Source organism: Marinobacter persicus, assembly GCF_002934325.1.
GTDB lineage: Bacteria > Pseudomonadota > Gammaproteobacteria > Pseudomonadales > Oleiphilaceae > Marinobacter > Marinobacter persicus_A.
Genome location: NZ_PTIV01000025.1, coordinates 1 through 26170 on the forward strand (window position 1 = coordinate 1; position 26170 = coordinate 26170).

Sequence of the window (26170 nt, forward strand, 5' to 3'; positions counted from 1 at the left end):
AACGCAAAGGCCGGATATACGTGCGCAGTTTTACCTGATTAACTTTTTACTCCACCGAGCGCTTCGGGGCTTGCACAACAAGAGGTCTACATATATGTGCTTGTAGCGGTTTCAGAAAGAGGGTTCCGGCACTGAACACACCCGCCAACTCAGCAGACTACAAGGCGGGCCACGCAAGAACGATCAGGCTGCAAGGCCATCAGGCCAAATGCCGAACATACCAACACCGATGAATCTTCGGATTGCGCTGAAAATCCTTGTCGATGGTGCTGGCACTCACCTCTTTCACCTCGAACTCAGACAACAAACCCTCGTCGAGCTTGAACTTCCGGAAATTGTTGGAAAACACCAGCAAACCATCACTCGATAACCGCTGCATCGCCTGACGAATCAAGGTGCCATGGTCCTTCTGGATATCCAGAACACCCTTCATGCGGGCCGAGTTGGAGAAGGTCGGCGGGTCCATGAAAATCAGGTCGTAGGTCTGGTTCGCCGTTTTCCGATCCGCCAGCCAGGCCAGGCAGTCCGCCTGTTCCACCACGTGTTTCTTTGGATCAGCGCCGTTCAGTGCCAGATTGTCCTTTGCCCAATTCACGTAGGTTTTGGACATATCCAGGCTCAGGGAACGGCTCGCACCGCCAACCGCCGCGTGCACGGTGGCCGCACCGGTGTAGCAAAACAGATTCAGGAACCGCTTGCCTTGGGCATTTTGCTGAATCCACTGACGCACAGGGCGGTGGTCCAGGAAGAGGCCGGTATCCAGGTAGTCCCGCAGGTTTACCTTCAGCACGCAACCGTGTTCATGCACGTTGAAGTACTCACCGGACGCTTCGTGCTTTTCGTACTGGCTGGCGCCACTCTGGCGCTGGCGCTGTTTGCAGATCATGTTGGCCGGATCAATATCCAGCACTTCCGGAATCACCGCCAGGGCTTCGGCCAGGCGCTCGCGGGCGGCACGTTCGTCCACGGATTTCGGCGCCTGGTATTCCTGCACGTGCACTCGGCCTTCATAGATGTCGATGGCCAGCGCGTATTCGGGCATATCCGCGTCGTACAGGCGGTAACAGCCAATGCCCTGCTTCCGGGCCCACTGACCGACGATTTTCAAATTCTTTTTCAGGCGGTTGCGCAGCATGTCGGCCCGTTCGGCATTGACGATGCGCGGCTGGATTTCACCGGTGCCCTCGGGGTCGCGGGCGACCATGGCGTTTTCAGGTTTTACTTCGAACAACAGCAACTGGGCCGGCAGCTTGCCGTTGAACAGCTTGTACTGCTTGAAGCTGCGCAGTCCGATGGATTTGCCAAATTCGGGAGCACCGGTGAAAACGCCCATGCGCCAGCCGGGCAGCTCCCGCAGCACGGCTTCGCCCAGACTCTGGTACAGGCCTGACAACTCCTTGCGCTCACTCAGCCGCTCACCGTAAGGGGGGTTGGTCAGCACCAGGCCCTGCTCGCCCCAGGATTCCGCTTTGGCGAAGTCCTGAACCGGTCTTGCTTCCACATGCACCACACCTTCCAGGCCTGCCCGCTGGATGTTTCTCCATGCGGTGGCAATGACTCGTGAATCCTGATCAAAACCGGCGAATACTGGTACCCTGCCCTGTTTACCGTCATGGGCGCGGCGTTCGGCCTCCTGTCGCAGGGACAGCCACAATTCCGGCTGATGGCCCGGCCATTTCTCGAAGCCAAAATGCTCTTGCTTGCGGCCCGGCGCGAGATCCAGCGCCATCATGGCGGCTTCAATCAGCAGGGTGCCGGAGCCGCACATGGGGTCGACAAAATCACCGCCATTGCCGGCAATCTCCGGCCAGCCACAGCGCATCAGCAGGGCGGCCGCCAGGTTTTCCTTCAACGGTGCAATGCCCTTGTCGGTGCGGTAGCCGCGCATGTGCAGACTGTGGCCACTGAGATCGATACCCAGCGACAGGCGCCCCCGGTTCAACCGGGCCGAGACGGTCACATCGGCGCCCTTTGGGGCCACATTGGGCCGGGCACCGCCCGTACCCCGAATGCTGTCCACAATACCGTCCTTGACCTTCTGGGCGCCGAATTGTGTATTTCGTATGGCATTGTTGTGACCCAGAAAAGTCACCCGAAAACTGCCGGCGGCCGGGATATGCGGCTGCCAGTCCAGTCCCACCACGCCATCGTAAAGCTGCTCGGCGCTGTCGGCCGGCACCTCGGCCACGTGCAGGATCACCCGGTTGGCCAGTCGGGACCACAGGCAGGCGCGATAGCCGGCTTCCAGATCGCCCTCTACCCAGACGCCCGCCGGCGCGTTACGCACCTGCGCCAGCCCCAGTGTGGCGAGTTCGTCCGCCAACAGATACTCAACGCCTTTGGGACAAGTTACAAAAAAGACACGCTTGGACAAAGTGAACTCCTGATGTTTCGAGTAGAACCGGCTAAGTTTCCGGAAACGCAGTAAAAAGCTGAATCGACCATGATTGCGCTATGTCATAAAACTATAAAAATAGGTTCACATAGATGAAAACAGTAGTGTACAGAGCCAGAGGAATCGTCTTACCTTGTAACTGACGCGTCGTTCGAGAAGTGCGAAAGTGCTTCTGTTTAACAGGATCCTGACTGCTCTGGCTATTGCTGGCAATAGGGGGTTGCCCCGGAGAGGCACCACATTGCCATGGTCATAGCAGATGTGTACACGCTTGTTCTGTTAATACATCAGTGAGGAACGGCATGAAAAGACAGAAAAGAGATATGTACGCTCGTGCATTCAAGCGGGGCTATTTGGCCGGTGTATCTGGCAAATCCAAAGACAGCTGCCCGCTGGAAAACCAGGAAACGCGCCAGGAATGGCTCAACGGGTGGCGAGAAGGCCGCACAGATAACTGGGAGGGTATGACCGGCGTCTCCGGTATTCACAAATTGGCCAACGTGACCGCAACGTAAACCCGGTCGGGGGCCATCCCCGTTAACCTTGATCTGTTTTTTTCAAACACGCACCAACAAATACAATTTAGAGCACGCAACGAAACAACCCAAACGGGGCCTCCCGCCCCGGACCATGCGTAGCAGCGCAACGGGGCTCGTTCCCCGCAGGGGCCCGCTCGGCGGGCCCATTCTTTTTCAGGCTTCCCCGTTTACGCCAACTCCTTCCGGATCGCCTCTACCGCTTCATTAATCAATGCCGGCCCGCGATAAATAAAGCCTGTGTATACCTGAACCAGCTTGGCGCCGGCCCGGATCTTCTCCGCCGCGCTTTCGCCGTCGCTGATACCACCCACACCAATAATCGGCAATCGGTCCCCCAATTCGGCATACAGCCCGCGAATCACGCGTAGCGAAGGGTCCCGAACCGGGGCACCACTCAAACCACCAGCCTCCTGTTCGTGTTTATGGCCCTGCACTGCTTCGCGGCTGATGGTGGTGTTAGTGGCAATCACGCCATCGATCCCCGCTTCCAACAGCGCCTCGGCGACAAAGCGAATACCTTCATCGTCCATGTCCGGGGCGATCTTCACCGCCACCGGTACGTAGCGCCCGGATGATTCCTGGCATTTCAGCTGTTCATCCTTGATGGCGTGCAGAAGCTGCTTCAGCGAATCCCCGAACTGAAGGTCGCGCAGACCCGGCGTATTGGGCGATGAAACGTTCACGGTGATGTAGTCCGCATAGGGGTAAACAGCAGCGATGCCCTTGCGGTAATCCTGCTCGGACTCTTCGTTGGGGGTGTCCTTGTTCTTGCCAACATTAATGCCGAGCACACCCCGGTAACGTCGCTTTTTCACATTGGCAATCAGGTGGTCAAGCCCTTCATTATTGAACCCCATACGATTGATGATGGCCTGGTGCTCAGGCAGGCGGAACATTCGTGGTTTCGGGTTGCCCGGTTGGGCCAGCGGTGTCACGGTGCCCACCTCAATAAAACCAAAACCGAGATTGCCCAGAGCATCCAGGTGATCAGCGTTCTTATCCAGCCCTGCCGCCAGCCCTACCGGATTGGGGAACTCCAGTCCCATGACGGTAACGGGGCACGGCGCCGGGTGTCTGGACACCAACTTCAACGCACCCATTCTGTTGACGAAATCCAGCCCGTTAAGCGCCATGTTGTGTGCCTGTTCCGGAGGCAGTTGAAAAAGCAGATGTCGAAGAACGCCGTACATTGAAAAACTCCTTGCCGAGGGTGGCCGGAGTATACCGGAAGTTTTCGATACCATCTCCCCGGAGCATCATCTCATTGCTGTAAATCCCCACTATTAAAGGCCTCAGAACGCTTTTCCACGGTTTCTGTGGATAACTCTGTTGAAAATTCCGGGGCAAGCGTCCGGACCCCTTGATAAACGCGCCGCCCTACAGATTGATCATTTTTTGATCAACGAAAAAGCCCTTTAAAGTCAACACCTTAAAAAGGTCAAATTAGAAATTGACGAGTGACGATGATCAATGTTAGCCGGCAACCTATTTGTCATCATGTGTATAAATCGATCAGCAAATTGCGATTAAACGGCCTGTTTTTTGGCTGTTCAGCGGTTATAATGCACCGCAACACCCACTCCGGAGTCAGTTCCCATGGAACAGCCGAGCAACGCTCGCGAAAGTCACGAACAGAATCTCCAACTGGAAAAGACCGAGGCGGCAAAAGTCACGGTTATCGGCATGGTGCTGGATGCGGTTCTTGGCATTATCAAGGTGATTGCCGGCACCCTGTTCCACTCCCAGGCCCTGGTGGTGGATGGCGTGCATTCATTTACCGATGTCGCCTCTGATTTTGTTGTTCTGGGTACCATGCACCTATCGCGCCGGGGGCCCGACGCAGATCACCCCTATGGCCACCAGCGCATTGAAACCCTGGGCACAATGATTCTGGGGTCCTTTCTCATTGCCGTGGGCGGTGCCTTGGGTTGGGAGAATCTGCAGGGACTGATCACCGGTGAGGAGCTGTTCGTGCCCGGCTGGCCAGTTCTGGTGGCTGCCGGGGTGTCCGTCGCGAGTAAAGAGTGGATCTACCGGTATACCCGCCGTGTAGGCCTGCGCATCCGCTCAGACCTGATTATTGCCAATGCCTGGCACAGCCGAACCGACGCTTTTTCTTCAGTGGTGGTCCTGGTCTCCACTGCCGGGGCCATGCTCGGCCTTGTCTGGCTGGACGCGCTCGCTGCGGTGATCATCGCAGGGATCATTATTCATATTGGCTGGAAATTCACCTGGGACAGCGTCAAGGAACTGATTGATACGGGCCTGTCCGAAGAAGACACAGAGGAACTCCAGATCATCGCCCGGGAAACCGATGGGGTGCGCAACGTCCACGAGCTCCGCACCCGCCGAATGGGGCACGACGTGCTGCTGGACGTCCACCTGGTGGTGCGCCCTGATATCAGTGTCTCCGAGGGGCACCAGATTGGAACGAGAGTGGTGGCCAGCATGCGTGAAAAGCTGGACAACATCCGTGACATCAATTTCCACATCGACGCCGAGAATGACGAGGTTAATCCCCATATTACCCAGCCTCACCTTCCCAGCCGGGAGGAAATCCGCACCATTCTGGCTGATACCATCGGCGGCTACCCACTCAATAGCCGCCTTCGCCTGCACTACCTCAAGAACCGGGTACATCTGGAAATCTTTCTGGATGAAGCGGGCTCACCCGCTGGCCTTACTGCCAGAACGGCGCGTGAGGCTTTGGAAGGTTTCGACTGGTTTGGCAGCGTAAAGGTCTGGCAACCCGCCAACTGACCAGAAGCTGGCCTGCTTAAAAAGCGAGCAGGCCAGACTTCAGCCCCGGCGCTTCGCCTCCATGCGGGACAGGAATTCCTGCATCACCAGGGTGTACAGTTCTCCGCCGAGGAACTTGTCTTCCACGCCGAAATCCATGCTCGGATTGTCGTTCACCTCGATAACCGCCACCCGTTTGCCGGATTGCTTGATGTCGACGCCATACAGCCCGTTACCGATCAGGCGAGTCGCATTGAGCGCCGCCTGAATCACGTTGCGGGGCACTTCATAGGTGGGCAGTGTTTCGAAATCCCCACTTTCCACCTGGGCGCTGCCGTGCTGGTAGATCTGCCAGTGGCCCTTCACCATCATGTACTTGCAGGCGTAGATGGCCCGCCCGCCCAATACCCCGATGCGCCAATCGTATTCCGTGTACAGGTACTCCTGGGCCAGTACCAGGGCAGACTGGCGGAACAGGTCCTTCAGACCAGCCCGAAGCTCACTCTCATCCTTGGCCTTGATAATGCCCCGGGAAAAGGCCCCGTCCGGGATCTTGATGACGGCCGGCAGCCCCAACTGCTCAACCACCTGCGTCACGGCGTCTTTCTGGTCCTTCGAAAGAATCAGCGTCCTGGGCGTGGGCACCCGATTGTTCTTCAACAGGTCCGCCAGGAATACCTTGTTGGTGCAGCGCAGGATGGACACCGGATCATCAATCACCACCAACCCCTCGGCTTCGGCCTTACGGGCAAAGCGGTAGGTGTGATGGTCGATGGCCGTGGTTTCCCGGATGAACAGGCCATCGTATTCGGGCAGGCGCATGTAGTCCCGGCGGGTGATGCGCTCGACGTTGATGCCCAGCTTTCGCCCGGCCTTCTCAAAGCACTTCAGCGCCGCTTCGTCGCTCGGAGGCATCTCTTCGTCCGGATTCACGAGCATGGCCAGATCAAACCGGTAATGGCGCCGAGTGCGGGGCTTGCGCCAGATCATGCTGCTAAAGCGGTCTAGGGCGGCAGCAAATACATCCTGCTCATGATCGTTCAGATCCGCAGGAGCCGCCGGCTTTAAGGAGTCAATCTGCCACTGCTTACGGTAACGGAATACCACTTCCAGTACCGGGCACGGAAAGCGGTCAAACAGGGCCCGGGCCACCGGCTTGAGCTCCGGATGCTCCACCTGGCCAAAGAAGCTGCGAATACGGACGGTTTTGTCCTTCCGTTCACTGCCGGCCGGCAACGCAGCATCGAGCCACTGCAGGACACTGACATCCAATGCCTCCAGCTGCAGGGAGAACAGCCCTTTTCGGCTCAGGTCGTTCAGGGTCATGACCGACGGCACCACATGGTGCCCGCGGGCTTCGGCCAGCAACGAGCAGTAGTAACCCTGGCTCAGGTATTTGGCGCTCTGGCAAAGGTTGATGACCCTTACCCGGCTATTGGCCGGAGCGGTGAACTGCAGGTACTGGTCAAAGGTCAGCACGTCTTCGCTGGGATAATACGGAGCCCAGTCGGCTGCGCGATCCACCACAATCAGTAAACGGGACATAAGGCGGCGTTCCTCCCTGAAGGTTCAGCCGGGGGTCAGTGGCGCAACAATACGACGCAACCTGTACCGGCACAATCACTGGCCCATGCGTGCTTTTACGCATCTACAATCATAAGCGTGTACCACAAATTTGACCCATAATGACGGCCACAGTGCTTCCCCCATCATAGCGGCCACGGCGCTGTTTGCCCTGTTCCCGATTCTGGCTTCTTCCGGATTTACCAGCCCATGACCGACATCACTCTCCGACATGCCACCCACCGTGACCTGGATGCGCTGCTGCAGCTGGAAGACCGGTGCTTTGCCGAAGACCGGTTGTCGCGGCGCAGTTTCCGGCGGTTTATCGACATGCCCCGGGACCGGCTGATTGTTGCCGAACGTGATGGCGAACTGCTGGGCTACTGCCTGGTATTGATGAGCGCCGCCACCCGCATGGCACGCATCTACTCCATTGCCGTATCACCGGCGGCCCGGGGCCATGGCCTGGGTGAGAAGCTGGTCCGCCAGGCCGAACAGGAAGCCGCCGAAGCCGATCGCATCGTCATGCGCCTTGAAGTCCGGGAAGACAATACTGGCGCCATTGCGCTGTACCGGCGCCTTGGCTACCGCCAGTTCGGCACCTACCGGGACTATTACGAGGACCACGGCAACGCCCTGCGTTTCGAGCGCCGCATTCTCTATTACCAGCCGGACCACGAATTCCTGCCGGTGCCCTACTACCCCCAGACCACCGAATTCACCTGCGGGCCATCAGCGTTGCTGATGGCCATGGCGGCGCTGGACGAGCAGCGCCCCCTCAACACGCTTGAGGAACTGCACATCTGGCGGGAAGCCACCACCATTTTCATGCTCGCCGGCCACGGTGGCTGCGGCCCCCACGGGCTGGCTCTGGCGGCCTGGAAACGCGGATTCCAGGCCAGCGCCTGGATCAGCCAGGAAGGCCCCCTGTTCCGGGACACGGTGCGCAACGAGGATAAAAAGCGGGTATTGGAGCTGGTGCACGAAGGCTTCCTGCACGACATTGGCCAAACCGAGATTTCACTGCACCACGATCCGTTAACCCCCGAGGCCATGGAAAACGCGCTGCACCAGGGCCAGATTCCGGTCATCCTGATCAGCACCTGGCAGCTCAACCGGAGCCGGGTGCCCCACTGGGTCACGGTGTGCGCCATGGACGACGATTTTGTCTACCTGCACGACCCGGAGATTGATACCGAGGAAGGGGAAACCGTCGCCGACAAGCAGTACCTGCCTATCGACCGACGGGGGTTTGAAAAGATGTCCCGCTACGGCCGCAACCAGCCGCTGCAGGCGGCCGTGATTGTGGGGCCGAAGCGGCCGGAATAACCGGCGTCAGCCGGTGCGGATGGCCGCTTCCTTGAGTTCGGAAATCTGATCCCGCAGGCGGGCCGCCGCCTCGAAATCCAGGTCCGCCGCCGCCTTGTACATCTCGTCCTCCAGTTTCGAGATGTCCTTGAGCAGTTCCTCTGGAGAACGATGGCCGGCCTTCGCCATATACTGTTCGGCTTCTTCCGCCGCTTTCTCCCCCGGGCGTTCTGCCTTGCGGCGACCCCGGCCACTGCCACCTGGCGCCCCTTCCATGATATCCGACACTTTCTTATTCAGTGCCTGAGGCGTAATGCCGTGCTCCTCGTTATAGGCGATCTGCTTCGCCCGGCGGCGCTCGGTCTCGTCTATGGCCCGCTGCATCGAGCCGGTTACCTTGTCGCCGTACAGGATCGCCTTGCCGTTCACATTCCGGGCGGCCCGGCCAATGGTCTGGATGAACGAGCGCTCGCTGCGCAGGAAACCTTCCTTGTCGGAATCCAGGATGGCCACCAGGGACACCTCCGGCATATCCAGGCCTTCACGCAACAGGTTGATACCCACCAGCACGTCGAACTCCCCCCGACGCAGGTCCCGGATGATCTCCACCCGTTCCACGGTGTCGATGTCCGAGTGCAGGTATCGAACCTTGATGTCGTGTTCCATCAGGAAGTCGGTCAGATCCTCCGCCATGCGCTTGGTCAGCGTGGTCACCAGCACCCGCTCCTTGACCTCCACGCGAGTGCGAATCTCGGACAGCAGATCGTCGACCTGGGTCGATGCAGGCCGCACCTCGATTTCCGGGTCCAGCAGGCCAGTGGGCCGCACCACCTGCTCCACCACCTGGCCGGCATGCTCAGCTTCGTATTGGGCCGGAGTGGCGGAGACAAAAATCATCTGGGGCGCCATGCGCTCCCATTCTTCGAAGCGCATGGGTCGGTTATCCAGCGCCGAGGGCAGACGGAAACCGTATTCCACCAGGGTTTCCTTGCGCGACCGGTCGCCCTTGTACATGGCACCAATCTGCGGAATGGTCACGTGGGATTCGTCCACGATCAACAAGGCATTGGGGGGCAGGTAATCGAACAGTGTCGGGGGCGCCTCGCCGGGGTTGCGCCCGGACAGGTAACGGGAGTAGTTCTCGATACCGTTGCAGTAACCCAGCTCCAGCATCATCTCGATGTCGTAGCGGGTGCGTTCTTCCAGGCGCTGGGCCTCCACCAGACGGTTGTTGTCACGCAATTGCTGCAAACGGGCGTCCAATTCCACCTTGATCTGCTCGATGGCATCCAGGACTTTTTCCCGGGGCGTGACATAGTGGGATTTCGGGTAGATGGTCACCCTCGGCACCCGGCGCAGCACCTCGCCGGTGAGCGGGTCGAAGTAGCTCAGGTTTTCCACTTCATCATCGAACAGCTCGATGCGGATGGCCTCTTTCTCCGATTCCGCCGGGAACACATCAATCACATCGCCCCGGACCCGGTAATTGGCCCGGTGGAATTCCATGTCGTTGCGGGTGTACTGAAGTTCCGCCAGACGGCGCAGGATGGAGCGCTGATCGATCTGGTCGCCCCGGTCCAGGTGCAGCATCATCTTCAGGTAGGATTGGGGATCACCTAGACCGTATATGGACGACACCGTGGCCACGATGATGGCGTCCGGCCGCTCCAGCAACGCCTTGGTGGCCGACAGCCGCATCTGTTCGATGTGTTCGTTAATGGACGCGTCCTTCTCGATGAAGGTGTCCGAGGCCGGCACGTAGGCTTCCGGCTGGTAGTAGTCGTAGTAGGAGACGAAGTACTCCACCGCGTTGTCCGGGAAGAACTCCTTGAATTCACCGTACAGCTGCGCCGCCAGGGTCTTGTTATGGGCCATGATGATGGTCGGGCGCTGAACTGCCTGCACCACGTTGGCCATGGTGAAGGTCTTGCCGGACCCGGTCACCCCGAGCAGCGTCTGGTGCGCCAGACCGGATTCAATGCCATCCACCAGCCCGGCAATGGCTTTCGGCTGGTCACCGGCCGGTTCATACGGCGAGTCGACCCGGAATACCCCTTCTGATGCTTTACTGGCCATAACTGGCGATTAACCTCCGCAAAACGGTAATACCCTATCGGACACTACTGACAAGAAATTTAGTGTTCAGGCCGCTTCATGGTACCATCATTGTGATCGACGGCTGGGTGAACAAACAGCCATAACAACCTGGCTCCTGCCCCGGCCGATCGCAGCCTAACAAGACGCAGCTTTAAGGAGCTCAAGTTTGGACCTTCAACTTTCCAGCCGTGTGCAGGCTATCAAGCCTTCTCCCACCCTCGCAGTCACCAACAAAGCGGCAGAACTTCGTGCCGCTGGCCAGGACATCATTGGCCTGGGCGCTGGCGAGCCCGACTTCGACACCCCCGATCACATCAAACAGGCAGCCATTGAGGCCATCAACAGCGGTCAAACCAAATACACCGCCGTGGATGGTACGCCGGCCCTGAAGAAAGCGATTATTGCGAAGTTCAAACGGGACAACGGCCTGGAATACGAAGCGAACCAGATACTGGTTAGCAGTGGTGGCAAACAGAGCTTTTTCAACCTGGCATTGGCCACACTGAACCCGGGCGACGAAGCCATCATTCCGGCGCCCTACTGGGTCTCCTACCCGGACATGGTGAAAGTCGCCGAAGGCAAGCCGGTGATCATCGAAACCTCCGTGGACACCCGCTTCAAGATCACCCCGGAGCAGCTGGAAAACGCCATTACCGAGCGTACCCGCCTGTTCGTGATCAACAGCCCGTCCAACCCCAGCGGCATGGCCTATTCCCTTGAGGAAATGCAGGCCATCGGCGAAGTGCTGAAAAAGCACCCGGACATCATGATCGCCACCGACGACATGTACGAGCCGATTCTGTGGACCGGCAAGCCGTTCGCCAACATCGTCAACGCCTGCCCGGAGCTGTATGACCGCACGTTCGTACTGAACGGCGTGTCCAAGGCCTATTCCATGACCGGCTGGCGCATCGGCTATGCCGCGGGCCCGGCCAAGATCATCGGTGCCATGAAGAAGATCCAGTCCCAGAGCACCTCCAACCCCTGCTCCATCTCCCAGGCCGCAGCCACTGCCGCCCTGGACGGTGACCAGGCGTGCGTGGGTGAGATGGTCAAAGCCTTCAAGGAACGCCACGACTGGCTGGTGGATGCCCTGAACAAACTGCCGGGCGTGGAATGCCCGCATGGCGACGGCACTTTCTATGTGTTCCCGAGCTTCCAGGGCGCCATCGACGCTACTGAAGGCGTGAGCACTGACGTGGAATTCGCCGAGAAGCTGCTGACCGACGCTGGCGTTGCCCTGGTTCCAGGCTCTGCGTTTGGCACTCCGGGTCACATGCGTTTGAGCTTTGCCACCAGCATGGAAAACCTGGAAAAAGCCATCGAGCGTTTGCAGAAGGCCCTGGGTTAAAAAGTTTTTGTCGGAGGGTTGACGAGGCCGGTAAAGGTACTTAATATACGCGCCTCGTCACACGACGATGTTCCCCGATAGCTCAGTTGGTAGAGCAACGGACTGTTAATCCGTTTGTCGCTGGTTCGAGCCCAGCTCGGGGAGCCACTATTTCGAAAGCCCGCTAGTTCTCTGAATTAGCGGGCTTTTTTCGTTTTGGCCCATTGCACGTTAGCTTGGGCCCTAGCCTGGTAGTTGGGGTGGGTGGCGAGATGGGGAAGGCCTTTCCGAAAACCGCTACGAGCACATCCATGTGCGCTTCTCTCAGGCCATCCATGGCCTTCGAAATTTTCGGAAAGGCCTTCCCCATCTCGCCGCTCTTACCACTGGAATATCGCCACAAATAAATAAACGGCTTTCCCAACCCCTCCGATTCACCAATCACAAAAGATATTTGACCTAGAACGCTAACAGAGCTCCCGGTCGCTCAAATTCTCACTGACCAACACCAAAATAGTAGCCGCAATTGCATCCGGAGATATTACAGAGGTCCGAAAGGCACGGCGGGACACCCTTTCCAAAAATTTTGAGGGCCAAGGATGGCCCGAAATAAGCGCACAGGGATGTGCTTGTAGCGGTTTTTGGAAAGGGTGTCCCGTCGGGCCGTCTCCCGCGCAGCCCCAAAGGCTGGGACACCCCCGAAACCAGCGGGCGGACACAACCGAAGTCAGACCGAAATCACCTCAGCATGAATGGCTTCCAGGGCAGCCAGAGGGTCAGGTGCCTGGGTAATGGGGCGGCCGATGACGAGGTAGTCGGAACCGGCGTTGAGGGCATCGGTGGGAGTCATGATGCGCTGCTGGTCGCCTTTGTCGGCGGTCAGCGGGCGAATGCCCGGGGTGATCAGCTGGAATTCCGCGCCCTGCTCTTTCTTCAGGCGTGGCGCTTCCTGGGCCGAGCAGACGACACCGTCCAGGCCGCAGTTACGGGTCAGCGTGGCCAGGCGGGACACCTGGGCTTCAGGGGAGTTAGGGATGCCAATACCTGCCAGGTCTTCGGCTGTCATGCTGGTGAGCACCGTGACGGCAATCAACAACGGCTTGTCCTTGCCGAAAGGCTCCAGGCGTTCGCGGCAGGCGGTCATCATCTTCTCGCCGCCGGAGGCGTGGACGTTCACCATCCACACGCCCAGGTCTGCCGCCGCAGCCACCGCCGCCGACGTGGTGTTGGGAATGTCATGGAATTTCAGGTCCAGGAACACCTCAAAGCCCCTGCCCTGCAGTGCTTCCACCAACTGTGGGCCGGAGCGAGTGAACAGCTCCTTGCCCACTTTCAGGCGACACTTTTTCGGGTCCAACTGATCAACCAGGGCCAGCGCCGGGTCTTGGGACGGGAAATCCAGGGCAACAATGATCTTCGGGTCGTGGGGCGTTTGCACGTTTTACAGTCCAGGTATCAGGTTCGACATTCGGGTTCAGGGATTATTCTGCTTCTACGCCCTGGATCGGGCGTATCGTTTCCCATTGTTTGCAACTGGGACACAGCCAGTGCAGCTGCTGGCCGGAAAAGCCGCAACTCACACACTGGTAGATCGGGCGGTTAGCCAGCAAAAGATGGCCGATCCGGCTGATCAGGCGGCCTTCGTCGGAGGCCATACCCTTCTCATAACCAGCCATCTCCACCAATCTTAACAGGCCGCGCACCGAAGGGTGACTTTCGAGTTCTTCACGCAGCAACTCGATAGCAGCTACCCGCCCGGAAGAGCGCTCCACGCATTCCACCAGAGCCAGCAGCAGACTGGTGCTGGGGTGTTGCTGATACAGCTTGCGCAGCTTTTTCGCCAGCCGACCCACGTTGCCGTGTTCGCGTTCCAGTTTCATCAACCGGTCCACCGCTTCCGGGCCAAACTCGGGGTTCTGGTCGAAGGCTTTCAGGCACTGATTTCCGGCATCTCGAAAGTTGCCTTGGCGAAGCTGTAGCTTGGAGAGAATAAACGTCGCGCGCACGCACTCGCGGTCGTAGTTCAGCGCCTCTTTAGCCAACTTCTGGGCCGCCCAGCGGTCATCGCGGGCCAGCGCTTCCTCGGAAAGCTCGCACGTAAGGTAGGCCAGCGTCTTGGTCATGGCCGGGTCGGCTTCATTGCGAGCCAGGGTACGTGCAATATTGGCAGCGTTCTCCCATTCTTTTTCCTGCTGATAGAGCTCGATCAGGGTACGCGAGGCTTTTTGCCCATATTCGCGGTCCCCCATCAACTGGTGCAGCAACGCTTCGGCCCGGTCCAGCAGGCCGGCCTTCAGGTAGTCGCTGGCAAGCTCAAACGTTACCTGCGGTTGATAACGGGCGGGCAGTTCAGGACGGGCCAGCAGGTTTTGGTGAATCAGGATGGCACGATCACTCTCGCCCTTGTCGCGAAAATGAGTGCCAATAGAAAGGTGGAGATTGACGGTATCGCGGTTAACCGCCAGGGATTGCACAAAATTCTCGACCGCTTGGTCGGAGTAATTAGTAAACAGGAATTGCAGACGGTCTCGAACGGAGTCCTCGTCAGAAATGACCTCCTCCGACCGGCCGCGGCGGCCATAGCGACCTACCGCCCAGCCCACGGCAACGGCTGCCGTTACCAGCAACCATTTCCAGATCATATCCATCAAAGCGTCCGGTCGTTTTCAGCCTTGGCTTTTTCCAACGCTTTCTCAGTGCGCTCTAGCCGTTTCTTGAGGGTGCGACGACTCACTGATGTACGGAAGGTTGCCAGCAAAGCCAGCAACAGACCGACAAGCGCACCGATCACAAACGCCATAACCACCCAGACGGCAACCCCCTGGGGCTGCGTTTGAAACAGCAGGAAATTGAGGGAGATTTCTTCCTGATTGTTGAGGGAAAACACCAACGCCAGAAGTATCAGGACCAGAACCAGGACGGTGATAAGGATCTTCTGCAATCCTGCCATGTCTTACAACGCTCCAGACGGGCAAACAAGCCCATTAAACCAGTGTTTCTGAATAGGCTAAAGCCTCTCAGAAACCCTTCTTCATGCTGTCGTTTACCTGCTCCCTCAGCTCCTTGCCGGGCTTGAAATGAGGTACGTACTTGGCAGGCAACTGCACGGCTTCGCCGGTTTTCGGGTTACGGCCGACACGGGCTTCCCGATGATGCAGGGAGAAACTGCCAAATCCCCGGATTTCAATGCGTTGGCCGTCCGCCAGGGACTGGGACATATGTTCGATGATACTTTTGACCGAAAGCTCAACATCCTTCACAGACAGCTGGGTCTGCTTCGAGGCAATCAGTTCAACCAGTTCGGACTTCGTCATGAGGTGCTTCCCTCTGTCGTTATTATTCAGCCGTCGTTTACCGGATACTAATGCCTCTAGTTTAGCCAAACCAGAAAAAAACACAAAAAAAACGGGCTCTTAGAGCCCGTTTTTTGATCCCGATCGACTTTTAGTCGTTATCGGAATTCTGCTGCTGCATCTGTTCCTTGATCAGGTCACCAATGGTGGTGGCACCAGAGGTTTCAGCAGCTTTGGCGCGAACACTGTCCAGCGCCTGCTTGTCGTCTTCAACGTCCTTCGACTTGATGGACAGGTTGATAACGCGGTTCTTGCGATCGATGCTGATGATCTTCGCTTCAACTTCTTCGCCTTCCTTCAACGCGTTACGTGCGTCTTCAACACGGTCACGGCTGATTTCAGAGGCTTTCAGTACCGCTTCAACCTCGTCGTTCAGGGCAACAGTAGCGCTCTTGGCGTCAACTGCAGATACGGTGCCCTTAACGATGGAGCCCTTGTCGTTCAGCTGTACAAACTCGGCGAACGGATCGCTTTCCAGCTGCTTGATGCCCAGGGAGATACGCTCACGCTCGGGATCAACAGACAGGATAACGGTTTCAACTTCGTCGCCCTTCTTGTACTCACGTACGGCTTCTTCGCCAGTCTCGTTCCAGCTGATGTCGGACAGGTGAACCAGGCCGTCGATGCCGCCGTCCAGACCAATGAAGATACCGAAGTCAGTGATGGACTTGATCTTGCCAGTGATGCGGTCGCCCTTGTTGAAGTTCGTGGAGAACTCTTCCCACGGGTTGGCGATGCACTGCTTGATGCCCAGGGAGATACGACGACGCTCTTCGTCGATGTCCAGGATCATCACTTCAACTTCGTCACCTACCTGAACAACCTTGGACGGATGGATGTTCTTGTTGGTCCAGTCCATTTCGGACACGTGTACCAGACCTTCAACACCCTCTTCCAGCTCGGCAAAGCAGCCGTAGTCGGTCAGGTTGGTTACGCGTGCGGTAACACGGGTACCTTCCGGGTAACGACCCTTGATATCTACCCACGGATCTTCGCCCAGCTGCTTCAGACCCAGGGATACGCGGTTGCGCTCGCGATCAAACTTCAGCACCTTAACGTTGATTTCGTCACCAACGTTCACGATTTCGCTCGGATGCTTGATGCGCTTCCAGGCCATATCGGTGATGTGCAGCAGGCCGTCAACACCACCCAGATCTACGAACGCGCCGTAGTCGGTCAGGTTCTTGACGATACCCTTGATTTCCAGACCTTCGGTCAGGGTTTCCAGCAGAGCTTCACGCTGCTCGCTGTTCTCGGCTTCCAGAACGGCACGACGGGAAACAACCACGTTGTTGCGCTTCTGGTCCAGCTTGATAACCTTGAATTCCAGTTCTTTGTTCTCCAGGTGCGCAGTGTCGCGAACCGGACGAACGTCTACCAGGGAACCCGGCAGGAAGGCGCGGATGCCAGACAGGTCGACAGTGAAACCGCCCTTGACCTTGCCATTGATCACGCCCTTGACAACTTCTTCTGCCTCGAAGGACTTTTCCAGTACTTTCCACGCTTCGGCACGCTTGGCCTTCTCGCGGGACAGACGGGTTGCACCGAAGCCGTCTTCAACAGCATCGAGAGCCACATCGACAACATCGCCGACAGCTACTTCCAACTCGCCTTTTTCGTTAAGGAACTGGGAGGCGGGGATAACGCCCTCGGACTTCAGTCCGGCGTTAACGGTGACCCAGTCGTTGTCGACGTCAACTACGGTTCCCTGAACAATGGAACCCGGTTGCATGTCAATTTCTTTTAGGCTTTCTTCAAAAAGATCCGCAAAGCTCTCGCTCATTATGTGTCCTATGTGATCAACGCAAGTGTACTCCGTGTCGCCAGCAACACGGTCTGTTAACGATGCCCGGAGTCAGCCTCAGGCTGGCAAATAGCGCTGCTCCGAACGTCTAACGACAAAAAGGTGCAGTCAGGCCTGACCCGCAACGGCCATACACCTGTCAAACACCTCTTTTATACTCAAACCTGTTGAATCAATGACTTGCGCATCATCCGCAGGCTTGAGAGGGGCCGCGGCGCGGTTCATGTCCCGCTCGTCCCGTGCCCGAATCTCGTCTAAAAGATCCTGCATAGTAACATCGGCACCAGCGTCCTTCAACTGGTTAAAACGTCGCCGGGCACGTTCTTCGGCACTGGCCGTCAGGAAGATTTTGACCGGTGCCTCCGGGAACACCACGGTACCCATGTCCCGGCCATCCGCCACAAGACCAGGTGATTTCTGGAAATCCCGCTGGCGCTGAAGCAGCGCATCCCGAACCGGCTGCATGACTGCCACGAGAGATGCATTATTACCGCAACTCTCGGTACGGATTTCCCGGGTCACATCGGCACCATCCAACAACACTCGAACGGGCTCGCCCTCAACGCCGGGCTCAAAGGCAACGTCCAGTGACGCTGCCACTGCTACCAGACCCGCTTCGTCGTCCAGCGACACACCCTTGCGGGTGGCCGCCAGCGCGGTCAATCGATACAGCGCCCCGCTATCCAGCAGGTGCCACCCCAACTCACGGGCAAGCATCTGGGTAATGGTGCCCTTGCCCGCGCCGCCGGGACCGTCAACGGCGATTACAGGTACGGTAAGCTCACTCATGATTCACTGCCTTCGGTGCTGATGCGAATTCCAGTTTCCAGGGCCAGGTCGACAAAGCCAGGGAATGAAGTGGCCACGTTGGCGCAATCATTAATCTTAATCGGACCAGCGGCTCGCAGGGAGGCAACGGCGAACGACATGGAAATACGGTGATCCTCGTGGCTCTCAACGGTGCCACCCTGGATGCTCTGGCCGCCGTCGATCACGATGCCGTCCGGCGTGACGGTGGTTTCCACGCCCAACGCCGCCAGGCCGTCGGCCATCACCTGGATGCGGTCACTTTCCTTCACCCGTAGCTCTTCGGCACCACGCAGCACGGTGCGGCCTTCGGCGCAAGCGGCGGCAATGAACAGGACCGGGAATTCATCAATCGCCAGGGGCACCTGGTCGACCGGAATATCAATACCCTTCAGGTTAGCGGAACGAACCCGAAGATCCGCCACCGGCTCACCGCCGATCACGCGCTCTTCCAACACCTCAATGTTGGCGCCCATCTGGCGCAGGATGTTGATCACCCCTACCCGTGTGGGGTTCATGCCCACGTGGCGCAAGGTCAGGTCGGAATCTTCCGCGATGCTTGCAGCCACCAGGAAGAACGCGGCCGAGGAAATGTCCGCCGGCACGTCGATAGCGGCAGCGGTAAGCTTGCCACCACCGGTCACACTGGCTGTGGCGCCATCCCGGTGCACGTGGTAACCAAAACCTTCCAGCATCCGCTCGGTGTGGTCCCGGGTAGTTGCTGGTTCGGTGACCGAGGTAACGCCGTCGGCATACAGCCCGGCCAACAACAGGCAGGATTTGACCTGGGCGCTGGCCACGGGCATGTCGTAATGAATGCCGGCCAATTTCTGGCCACCGCGAATCTTCAGCGGCGGACGGCCTCCCTCGGCTGTATCAATCACCGCACCCATGGCGCGCAGCGGATCGGCCACCCGGCCCATGGGGCGCTTGGACAGGCTGGTATCGCCGGTCAGTTCGGAATCGAATGGCTGGGCCGCCAGCAGACCGGTAAACAGCCGCATCGCCGTGCCGGAATTGCCCAGGTACAGCGGCCCGCGAGGCGCCTGCAGCCCGTGCATGCCAACGCCATGGATACGCACGAAACCGTTTTCCGGCCCCTCAATGGTAACTCCCATATCCCGGAAGGCCTGCAGGGTGGCCAGACTGTCCTCCCCTTCCAGGAAGCCCTTTACCTCGGTAATTCCCTCGGCCAGCGCACCCAACATGATGGAGCGATGGGACATGGACTTGTCGCCCGGCACGCGGATATCGCCACGCACGGTACCGCCGGGTTGAAGATGGAAGGTTACCTGCTTATCAATGTTGTTAGTCACGTATGCCTGCCCTGAAAGCATTTTTGAAAAGTGTTCCCGCGCCGCCTTGGCGCGACTGAAAACCCGCAGCAATGTTTCGCCATCGCCACTGGCAATGGCGGAGCGGAGTTGGTCCAGGTCACTGGTAAAATGGTCGATTACCCGGAGCACGGCGTCCCGGTTTGACAGAAAGATGTCGTGCCACATCACCGGATCACTGGCGGCAATGCGGGTAAAATCCCGAAAACCGCCAGCAGCGTACCGGAAAATATCCATGTTCTCGTCTTCGCCCGCCAGGGTGTCCACCAGCGAGAAGGCAATCAGATGCGGGAGATGACTGGTGGCGGCAAGCACCTCGTCGTGATAGGCCACCGACATGGTCAGCACGGTGGCACCACAGCCTTCCCACAGGGATTTCAGACGCTGAACGTGGAGTTGGCTGGCGTTTTCCGCCGGCGTGAGAATCACTTTGTGGTTGGCGAACAGTTCCGCGTTGGCCGCCCTCACCCCGCTTTTCTCGGAACCGGCAATCGGGTGGCCTGGAATCACATAGGGAGACAGTTCACCAAACACCGCCTCCACATCAGCCACGAAGCTGCTTTTAGTGCTGCCGACATCGGTTAGCACCGCGTCGTTCGCCAGAAACGGCCGGACGCTCTCCAGCACCGTCCGCATGGCGCGCACGGGCACCGCCAACACCACCAGATCGCTGCCGCGCACGGCCTGCTCCAACGATTGTGCGGCGGTATCAATCACACCGAGCTCGGCACCGAGTGCCAACTCATCCTGGCGCTGGTCGAAGCCGACCACCTCACCCGCCAGGCCATGCTTGCGAATGGCAGCGGCCATCGAGCCGCCAATCAGCCCAAGCCCGATGATGGCAACACGGTCAAATAGCGGCTTGCCGTCGTTACTCACCTTAGCCTTCCTCGCCACCAGCACTGAGCGCTTCGGCCAGCACATCAAGGAAATGCTCATTTTCCTTCGCCAGCCCTACGGATACCCGCAGGTGATCCGGCATGCCGTAGCCGGCAATTGGGCGAACGATGACGCCATGCTCAAGCAGGGATTGATACACGCCCAACGCCTGCGGGCCCACTTCCACCGCCACAAAGTTGCCGGCGGACGGAATGTAATCCAGCCCCATGCGGTCAAAGCCATCGCACAGCTGTTTCAAGCCGGCGGCGTTTACTTCCAGCGAGCGCTTCAGATAATCCGGATCATCCAGGACCGCCGTGGCGGCCGCCAAAGCCACAGAATCCACGTTGAACGGCTGGCGCACCCGGTTAAGGATGTCGGCAATGGCCGGGGAACTCACAGCATAACCCACCCGCAGTCCCGCCAGGCCCCAGGCCTTGGAGAAGGTGCGGCAGGTGATCAGGTTCGGGTAACGGGCCAGCAGTGCGATGCCATCGGGATAGTCATCACCGGTCAGGTACTCGCAATAGGCTTCGTCCAGCACCACCAGCACGTGTTCCGGAACCTTGTCCAGAAACGCTTCAATGGCGTCGGCCTTATGTACGGTGCCGGTGGGGTTATTCGGGTTGGCCACGAAAATCAGCTTGGTGCGATCAGTCACCGCCTCGGCCATGGCGTCCAGGTCATGCCCCCAGTCCTTCGCCGGCACTTCCACGCCCTTGGCGCCAATGGCCAGGGTGGCCAGCGGGTACACGGCAAACGCGTGCTGGGAGTAGATGATTTCGCTGTCGGCGTCGGCAAAACACCGAGCAATGATTTCCAGAACGTCGTTGGAGCCGTTGCCCAGGGTAATCTGGTTCATGGCAATGCCGAAACGGCGAGCCAGTGCCTGCTTGAGGTCAAAACCGTTGCCATCCGGGTACAGGCACATGGAGTCGAGCGCCTTCCGGGCAGCCGAGAGCGCCTTCTCGCTCGGGCCCAGCGGATTCTCGTTGCTGGCCAGCTTGATGATCTCTGCCGGGTTCATGCCCAGCTCCCGGGCCAGCTCTTCGATGGGTTTTCCAGGCTGGTAGGGTGACAGAGCCTGAACCCCCTTCACTGCCAGGCTCTGATAATCAACTGCCATAGAAGACTCCTTCGGATCGGGTTCGGTCAGACTCAAAGCACGCCAATGGGATAGGAACCCAGGCGCTTCAGCTCAACGGCATCATCGTCAATCTCGGACAACACGCGGTGCACGGTGTCGTCTTCCATGTGGCCTTCGAAATCAATGTAGAACACATAGGCCCAGGTACCGCTCGGCGAGGGCCGCGTCTCGATACGGGTCAGACTGATGTTGTGCTTGTGGAACGGCTCCAGCAACTGATAGAGCGCGCCCGGCTTGTTGCGCATGGACACCAGGATCGACGACTTGTCATGACCACTGGCCGGCACTTCCTCGCGGCCAATAATGAGGAACCGGGTGGTATTGTCCGGCCGGTCTTCAATGCTGTTGGCCAGCTTTTCCAGGCCGTAAAGCTCTGCCGCCATGTCGCCGGCAATCGCTGCCGTGCCCGGCTCTTCCGCCGCACGGCGAGCCGCTTCGGCGTTGCTGGAAACGGTAATGCGCTCCACCCCGTAACGGTTGGCATCGAGCCACTTGCGGCACTGGGCAAACGACTGCTGGTGGGAATAGATGCGGGTGATTTCCTGGCCTTCGTGGGCGGGATTCACCAGCAGGTGGTGATGGATGCGAAGCTGCACTTCACCACAGATTTTCAGCGGCGAGGACATGAACATGTCCAGGGTGTGGTTGATCATGCCCTCGGTGGAATTCTCCACCGGCACCACGCCGTAATGGGCAGCCCCGGACTCCACTTCCCGGAATACGGCATCAATCGCGGGCATGGGCACACTGACCACCGAATGGCCAAAGTGCTTGAGCGCGGCCGCCTGGGTAAAGGTGCCCACGGGCCCCAGGAAAGCGATATGCATCGGCTTTTCCAGCGCCAGGCAGGCGGACATGATTTCCCGGAACAGCCGAGCCATTTCTTCGTCCGGCAGGGGGCCGGGGTTCTGCTCCTTGATCCGGCGCAGCACCTGGGCTTCACGCTCCGGGCGGTAGAAGAACACGTCTTCGCCGGGATTGGCGGCCATTTTTACATGGGCCACTTCCTGGGCACATTCCGCGCGCTTGCTGATCAGCGCCATGATCTGCTGATCGAGACTGTCGATCTCCTCGCGCAGTTCCCCCAGACGGGTCGCTTCATCCGTCATGATCAGCCACGCTCCTTCGCAAACATCGCCATGTAGTCAATCAGCGCGTCCACGCCTTCTTCCGGCATGGCGTTGTAAATGCTGGCACGCATGCCGCCCACCGAGCGATGGCCTTTCAGGTTCAGCAGGCCTCGGGCATCGGCGCCCTTGAGGAACTCGCTGTTCAGGGCATCATCTGCAAGGGTGAACGGCACGTTCATCCAGGAGCGGAAGCGCGGCTCAATGGGGTTGGCGTAGAAGTCGTTGCCGTCAATGAAGTCGTACAGCTTGCGGGCCTTGCGGGCGTTGATCTCGCCCATGGCCTGGACACCGCCCTGCTCTTTCAGCCACTTGAACACCAGTCCGGCCAGGTACCAGGAATAGGTCGCCGGTGTGTTGTACATGGAGCCGTTATCGGCGATGACCTGGTAATTCATCATTGTCGGGGTTTCTTTCCGGGCCTTGCCCAGCAGATCCTTGCGAATGATCACCACCACCAGACCGGAAGGCCCGATGTTTTTCTGGGCGCCGGCGTAAATCAGGCCGAACTTGGACACGTCCACCGGTCGCGACAGCATGGTGGAGGACATGTCCGCCACCAGGGGCACATCGCCGCTGTCCGGGATGAAGTAGTATTCCAGACCGCCGATGGTCTCGTTCGGTGTGTAATGCAGGTAGGCGGCGTCAGCGCGGGTGTTCCAGCCGGCCGGGTCCGGGACGGTGGTGAAACCGCTGTCCTCGGAACTGCCCGCCACGTTCACATCCGCGTAGCGCTTGGCCTCGGCAATCGCCTTCTTGGACCAGATACCGGTATTGATGTAATCGGCGGAGGTCTTGTCACCCAGCAGGTTCAGCGGAATGGTGGCGAACTGGCTGGACGCCCCACCCTGCATGAACAGCACGGCGTAGTCGTCGGAAATACCGGCCAGCTCACGCAGATCCTGCTCGGCGGTTTCCGCAATCGCCACGAATTCGTCGCTGCGGTGACTCATTTCCATCACCGACATACCGGTGCCCCGCCAGTCCAGCATCTCGGACTGCGCCTGTTTCAGCACCGCCTCCGGCAAGGTGGCCGGCCCGGCACAGAAGTTAAACGCCCTGCTCATTCTTCGCTTTCCTCGCCTTCTACTTCGTCTTCGTCATCGGATTCGGCAATCCGCTCCACGCCCACCAGGCGCTCGTCTTCCTGGGCCAGGCGGATCAGGCGCACGCCCTGAGTGTTCCGGCTGAGAACGGAAACTTCATCGGTACCGGTACGCACCAGCGTGCCCTTGTCGGAAATCAGCATCATCTGGTCGCCCTCGAACAGCTGCAGAGCCGTCACGAGGTTGCCGTTACGCTCCGAGCACTGCATGGCAATAACGCCCTGGCTGCCACGACTGTAAGCCGGGAACTCTTCAATCTCGGTGCGCTTGCCGTAGCCATGTTCACTGGCGGTCAACAGCACGCCGCCTTCCTGCGGGATGATCAGCGATACGACGTGATGACCCTCCGGCATCTTGATGCCACGCACACCGCGAGCCGTCCGGCTCATCGGGCGTACCTGCTCCTCGGCGAAACGCACGGCTTTACCGGCGGAGGAGAACAGCATGATCTCGGCGTTGCCATCGGTGATGGCGGCGCCGATCAGGGTATCGCCTTCATCCAGGTTCAGGGCAATCAGGCCACTGCTGCGTGGACGGGAGAAGTTCGGCAGCGGGGTCTTCTTGACCACACCGTTGGAGGTGGCCATCAGCACGAACTGGTCTTCCGGGTAATCCTTCACCGGCAGGAAGGTGGTAATGCGCTCACCTTCTTCCAGCGGCAGGATGTTGACCATCGGCCGGCCCCGGGAGCCACGGCTGCCACGGGGAATTTCAAACACCCGCAGCCAGTACACCTTGCCCCGGTCGGAGAAGCACAGGATGGTGTCGTGGGAGTTGGCCACCAGGAGCTTTTCAATGAAGTCTTCGTCCTTCATCGAAGTGGCTGCCTTACCGCGACCACCCCGGCGCTGGGCCTGGTAGTCTTCCACCGCCTGGGTCTTGGCGTAACCGTTGTGGGAGATGGTCACGACCAGATCTTCTTCGTCGATCAGGTCGGCGATGGTCAGGTCGCGCTGGGAGCTGGTGATTTCGGTCAGGCGCTCATCGCCGTAATCGTTGACGATGGCTTCCAGTTCTTCGCGGATCACCTGCAGCAAGCGGTCGGGATCGCCCAGGATGTCCATCAGATCGGCGATCTTCTCGATGATGTCCTTGTATTCTTTCTGGAGCTTTTCGGTCTCCAGGCCGGTCAGGCGGTGCAGGCGCAGATCCAGGATAGCCTGGGCCTGTTCCGGTGACAGGTGGTACAGGCCGTCACGCAGGCCGAAGTACTCCGGCAGGTCGTCCGGGCGGCAGGCGTCTTCGCCGGCACGCTCCAGCATGGCCAGTACGTCACCCGGCGCCCAACCCTTGTCCATCAGCTTTTCTTTCGCTTCGGCGGCGGAAGGCGACTGGCGAATCAGCTCGATGATTTCATCGATGTTGGCCAGGGCTACCGTCAGGCCTTCCAGAATGTGGCCACGTTCGCGGGCCTTGCGCAGTTCGTAAATAGTCCGGCGTGTCACCACTTCCCGACGATGACGCAGGAACGCATCCAGCATTTGCTTCAGGTTCAGCGTCTTGGGCTCGCCATTCAGCAGCGCCACCATGTTGATGCCGAACACGGTCTGCAGCTGGGTATGGGCAAACAGGTTGTTGACCACCACTTCCGGGTTCTCGCCGCGACGCAGCTCGATCACCACCCGGATGCCTTCTTTGTTGGACTCATCGCGCAGCTCGGTGATGCCTTCAATACGCTTTTCTTTCACCAACTCGGCGATTTTTTCGATCAGGCGCGCCTTGTTGAGCTGGTACGGCAGTTCCGTAATGATGATGGACTCACGACCGGTTTTCTTGTCCTGTTCGATCTCGTGGCGGGCACGGATATAGATTCGGCCACGACCGGTGCGGTAGGCCTCCACAATACCGGCACGACCGTTGATGATGCCCTGGGTGGGGAAGTCCGGCCCCGGGATGTATTCCATCAGCTCATCGATGGTCAGGTCCGGGTTGTCGATCAGTGCCAGACAGCCGTTGATCACTTCGGTCAGGTTGTGGGGCGGAATGTTGGTGGCCATGCCCACGGCGATACCGGAGGAACCGTTCACCAGCAGGTTGGGCACCCGGGTGGGCAGGACTTCCGGAATTTTCTCGGTGCCGTCGTAGTTGTCGACGTAGTCCACCGTTTCCTTGTCCAGATCCGCCAGCAGCGAATGGGAGATCTTCTCCATGCGGATTTCGGTGTAACGCATGGCGGCGGCGTTGTCGCCGTCGATGGAACCGAAGTTACCCTGACCGTCTACCAACGGATAACGCAAAGAGAACGGCTGGGCCATACGAACAATGGTGTCGTAGACCGCAGAGTCCCCGTGCGGGTGGTATTTACCGATAACATCACCGACCACACGGGCCGATTTCTTGTACGGCTTGTTCCAGTCATTGCCTAGTTCGGACATGGCAAACAAGACCCGCCGGTGCACCGGCTTGAGGCCGTCCCGCACATCCGGCAGCGCCCGCCCGATGATTACGCTCATGGCGTAATCCAGGTAGGACTGCTTCAGTTCGTCTTCAATATTGACCGGCAGGATCTCTTTGGCTAACTCACCCATCGAGAAAGGTTCCTTTGCGTTATCTGGAAGTCGTACCGTGTGCCTCGAAAGGCACCGGGTTTATTCTTCAACAAGCTGCTCAGCATACCACAGCTCGCCCCATCCCGGGGCGAA

General features: G+C 58.8%; 19 protein-coding genes and 1 tRNA gene. 5 read left to right on the plus strand and 15 right to left on the minus strand.

Annotation, left to right across the window (positions count from 1 at the left end; genetic code table 11):
* Nucleotides 1–199: 199 nt before the first annotated feature.
* A complete protein-coding gene (gene rlmKL / locus BY454_RS12545) occupies nucleotides 200–2374 on the minus strand; it encodes a bifunctional 23S rRNA (guanine(2069)-N(7))-methyltransferase RlmK/23S rRNA (guanine(2445)-N(2))-methyltransferase RlmL (protein ID WP_104416878.1) in 2175 nt (724 codons plus the stop codon).
* A 323-nt stretch (nucleotides 2375–2697) separates the two neighbouring features.
* Here rlmKL and rmf point away from each other — a divergent pair, with 323 nt between their 5' ends.
* On the plus strand, nucleotides 2698–2910 hold the full coding sequence (rmf, locus tag BY454_RS12550; RefSeq protein WP_104416879.1) for a ribosome modulation factor: 213 nt from the start codon (nucleotides 2698–2700) through the stop codon (nucleotides 2908–2910).
* A gap of 191 nt (nucleotides 2911–3101) precedes the next feature.
* Here the strand turns inward: rmf and BY454_RS12555 are convergent, their stop codons facing one another.
* A complete protein-coding gene (locus BY454_RS12555; RefSeq protein ID WP_104416880.1) occupies nucleotides 3102–4124 on the minus strand; it encodes a quinone-dependent dihydroorotate dehydrogenase in 1023 nt (340 codons plus the stop codon).
* Between the two features lie 406 nt (nucleotides 4125–4530).
* Here BY454_RS12555 and BY454_RS12560 point away from each other — a divergent pair, with 406 nt between their 5' ends.
* Entirely contained in the window at nucleotides 4531–5694 is a 1164-nt protein-coding gene (locus BY454_RS12560) for a cation diffusion facilitator family transporter (protein ID WP_104416881.1), read from the plus strand.
* Between the two features lie 39 nt (nucleotides 5695–5733).
* On the opposite strand, the gene BY454_RS12565 is transcribed toward BY454_RS12560, so the two are convergent.
* A complete protein-coding gene (locus BY454_RS12565; RefSeq protein ID WP_104416882.1) occupies nucleotides 5734–7218 on the minus strand; it encodes a RimK family protein in 1485 nt (494 codons plus the stop codon).
* Nucleotides 7219–7446: 228 nt separating this feature from the next.
* Between BY454_RS12565 and rimI the strand changes: the two genes are divergently transcribed.
* Nucleotides 7447–8565, plus strand: a complete 1119-nt coding sequence (gene rimI / locus BY454_RS12570; protein WP_104416883.1) for a ribosomal protein S18-alanine N-acetyltransferase — start codon at nucleotides 7447–7449, stop codon at nucleotides 8563–8565.
* A 6-nt stretch (nucleotides 8566–8571) separates the two neighbouring features.
* Here rimI and uvrB read toward each other — a convergent pair whose 3' ends face one another.
* Nucleotides 8572–10620 (minus strand): excinuclease ABC subunit UvrB, encoded by a 2049-nt coding sequence (gene uvrB / locus BY454_RS12575; protein ID WP_104416884.1) that lies wholly within the window; start codon nucleotides 10618–10620, stop codon nucleotides 8572–8574.
* Between the two features lie 187 nt (nucleotides 10621–10807).
* Here uvrB and BY454_RS12580 point away from each other — a divergent pair, with 187 nt between their 5' ends.
* Nucleotides 10808–11992 carry a pyridoxal phosphate-dependent aminotransferase gene (locus BY454_RS12580; protein ID WP_104416885.1) on the plus strand — a complete coding sequence of 395 codons (1185 nt, stop codon included), beginning with the start codon at nucleotides 10808–10810 and terminating at the stop codon, nucleotides 11990–11992.
* Nucleotides 11993–12063: 71 nt separating this feature from the next.
* Nucleotides 12064–12139 (plus strand) — tRNA-Asn (locus BY454_RS12585).
* 559 nt (nucleotides 12140–12698) lie between these two features.
* Here the strand turns inward: BY454_RS12585 and pyrF are convergent.
* The 11 genes from pyrF to gyrA all read right to left on the minus strand — a co-directional run bounded on the left by pyrF (nucleotide 12699) and on the right by gyrA (nucleotide 26056).
* Nucleotides 12699–13409 (minus strand): orotidine-5'-phosphate decarboxylase, encoded by a 711-nt coding sequence (gene pyrF / locus BY454_RS12595; protein WP_104416887.1) that lies wholly within the window; start codon nucleotides 13407–13409, stop codon nucleotides 12699–12701.
* A 43-nt stretch (nucleotides 13410–13452) separates the two neighbouring features.
* The gene (lapB, locus tag BY454_RS12600) at nucleotides 13453–14619 is read right to left on the minus strand and encodes a lipopolysaccharide assembly protein LapB (RefSeq protein WP_104416888.1); all 1167 of its coding nucleotides are present in this window, start codon (nucleotides 14617–14619) and stop codon (nucleotides 13453–13455) included.
* Entirely contained in the window at nucleotides 14619–14921 is a 303-nt protein-coding gene (locus BY454_RS12605) for a lipopolysaccharide assembly protein LapA domain-containing protein (RefSeq protein ID WP_104416889.1), read from the minus strand. The genes lapB and BY454_RS12605 overlap by 1 nt, the downstream gene beginning before the upstream one ends.
* 67 nt (nucleotides 14922–14988) lie before the next feature.
* Entirely contained in the window at nucleotides 14989–15285 is a 297-nt protein-coding gene (locus BY454_RS12610; RefSeq protein ID WP_104416890.1) for an integration host factor subunit beta, read from the minus strand.
* 130 nt (nucleotides 15286–15415) lie between these two features.
* A complete protein-coding gene (rpsA, locus tag BY454_RS12615) occupies nucleotides 15416–17107 on the minus strand; it encodes a 30S ribosomal protein S1 (RefSeq protein WP_104416891.1) in 1692 nt (563 codons plus the stop codon).
* Nucleotides 17108–17236: 129 nt separating this feature from the next.
* Nucleotides 17237–17917 (minus strand): (d)CMP kinase, encoded by a 681-nt coding sequence (cmk, locus tag BY454_RS12620; RefSeq protein WP_104416892.1) that lies wholly within the window; start codon nucleotides 17915–17917, stop codon nucleotides 17237–17239.
* The gene (locus BY454_RS12625) at nucleotides 17914–20193 is read right to left on the minus strand and encodes a bifunctional prephenate dehydrogenase/3-phosphoshikimate 1-carboxyvinyltransferase (protein ID WP_104416893.1); all 2280 of its coding nucleotides are present in this window, start codon (nucleotides 20191–20193) and stop codon (nucleotides 17914–17916) included. The genes cmk and BY454_RS12625 overlap by 4 nt, the downstream gene beginning before the upstream one ends.
* Entirely contained in the window at nucleotides 20150–21274 is a 1125-nt protein-coding gene (gene hisC, locus BY454_RS12630; RefSeq protein WP_104416894.1) for a histidinol-phosphate transaminase, read from the minus strand. Before hisC ends, BY454_RS12625 begins: the two co-directional genes overlap by 44 nt.
* Nucleotides 21275–21306: 32 nt before the next feature.
* A complete protein-coding gene (pheA, locus tag BY454_RS12635; protein WP_104416895.1) occupies nucleotides 21307–22404 on the minus strand; it encodes a prephenate dehydratase in 1098 nt (365 codons plus the stop codon).
* 2 nt (nucleotides 22405–22406) lie between these two features.
* Complete coding sequence (gene serC, locus BY454_RS12640) at nucleotides 22407–23489, minus strand: 3-phosphoserine/phosphohydroxythreonine transaminase (RefSeq protein WP_104416896.1); 1083 nt, start codon at nucleotides 23487–23489, stop codon at nucleotides 22407–22409.
* Nucleotides 23486–26056 (minus strand): DNA gyrase subunit A, encoded by a 2571-nt coding sequence (gyrA, locus tag BY454_RS12645; protein ID WP_104416897.1) that lies wholly within the window; start codon nucleotides 26054–26056, stop codon nucleotides 23486–23488. Before gyrA ends, serC begins: the two co-directional genes overlap by 4 nt.
* Nucleotides 26057–26170: the final 114 nt, after the last annotated feature.

Excerpts from the sequence above, each read along its gene's own strand:
- rmf (WP_104416879.1), top strand. The coding sequence starts at position 2,698 with ATGAAAAGACAGAAAAGAGATATGTACGCTCGTGCATTCAAGCGGGGC.
- BY454_RS12555 (WP_104416880.1), bottom strand. The coding sequence starts at position 4,124 with ATGTACGGCGTTCTTCGACATCTGCTTTTTCAACTGCCTCCGGAACAG.
- BY454_RS12560 (WP_104416881.1), top strand. The coding sequence starts at position 4,531 with ATGGAACAGCCGAGCAACGCTCGCGAAAGTCACGAACAGAATCTCCAA.
- BY454_RS12565 (WP_104416882.1), bottom strand. The coding sequence starts at position 7,218 with ATGTCCCGTTTACTGATTGTGGTGGATCGCGCAGCCGACTGGGCTCCG.
- rimI (WP_104416883.1), top strand. The coding sequence starts at position 7,447 with ATGACCGACATCACTCTCCGACATGCCACCCACCGTGACCTGGATGCG.
- uvrB (WP_104416884.1), bottom strand. The coding sequence starts at position 10,620 with ATGGCCAGTAAAGCATCAGAAGGGGTATTCCGGGTCGACTCGCCGTAT.
- lapB (WP_104416888.1), bottom strand. The coding sequence starts at position 14,619 with ATGGATATGATCTGGAAATGGTTGCTGGTAACGGCAGCCGTTGCCGTG.
- BY454_RS12605 (WP_104416889.1), bottom strand. The coding sequence starts at position 14,921 with ATGGCAGGATTGCAGAAGATCCTTATCACCGTCCTGGTTCTGGTCCTG.
- BY454_RS12610 (WP_104416890.1), bottom strand. The coding sequence starts at position 15,285 with ATGACGAAGTCCGAACTGGTTGAACTGATTGCCTCGAAGCAGACCCAG.
- rpsA (WP_104416891.1), bottom strand. The coding sequence starts at position 17,107 with ATGAGCGAGAGCTTTGCGGATCTTTTTGAAGAAAGCCTAAAAGAAATT.
- cmk (WP_104416892.1), bottom strand. The coding sequence starts at position 17,917 with ATGAGTGAGCTTACCGTACCTGTAATCGCCGTTGACGGTCCCGGCGGC.
- BY454_RS12625 (WP_104416893.1), bottom strand. The coding sequence starts at position 20,193 with ATGTGCTGGCCGAAGCGCTCAGTGCTGGTGGCGAGGAAGGCTAAGGTG.
- hisC (WP_104416894.1), bottom strand. The coding sequence starts at position 21,274 with ATGGCAGTTGATTATCAGAGCCTGGCAGTGAAGGGGGTTCAGGCTCTG.
- pheA (WP_104416895.1), bottom strand. The coding sequence starts at position 22,404 with ATGACGGATGAAGCGACCCGTCTGGGGGAACTGCGCGAGGAGATCGAC.
- serC (WP_104416896.1), bottom strand. The coding sequence starts at position 23,489 with ATGAGCAGGGCGTTTAACTTCTGTGCCGGGCCGGCCACCTTGCCGGAG.
- gyrA (WP_104416897.1), bottom strand. The coding sequence starts at position 26,056 with ATGGGTGAGTTAGCCAAAGAGATCCTGCCGGTCAATATTGAAGACGAA.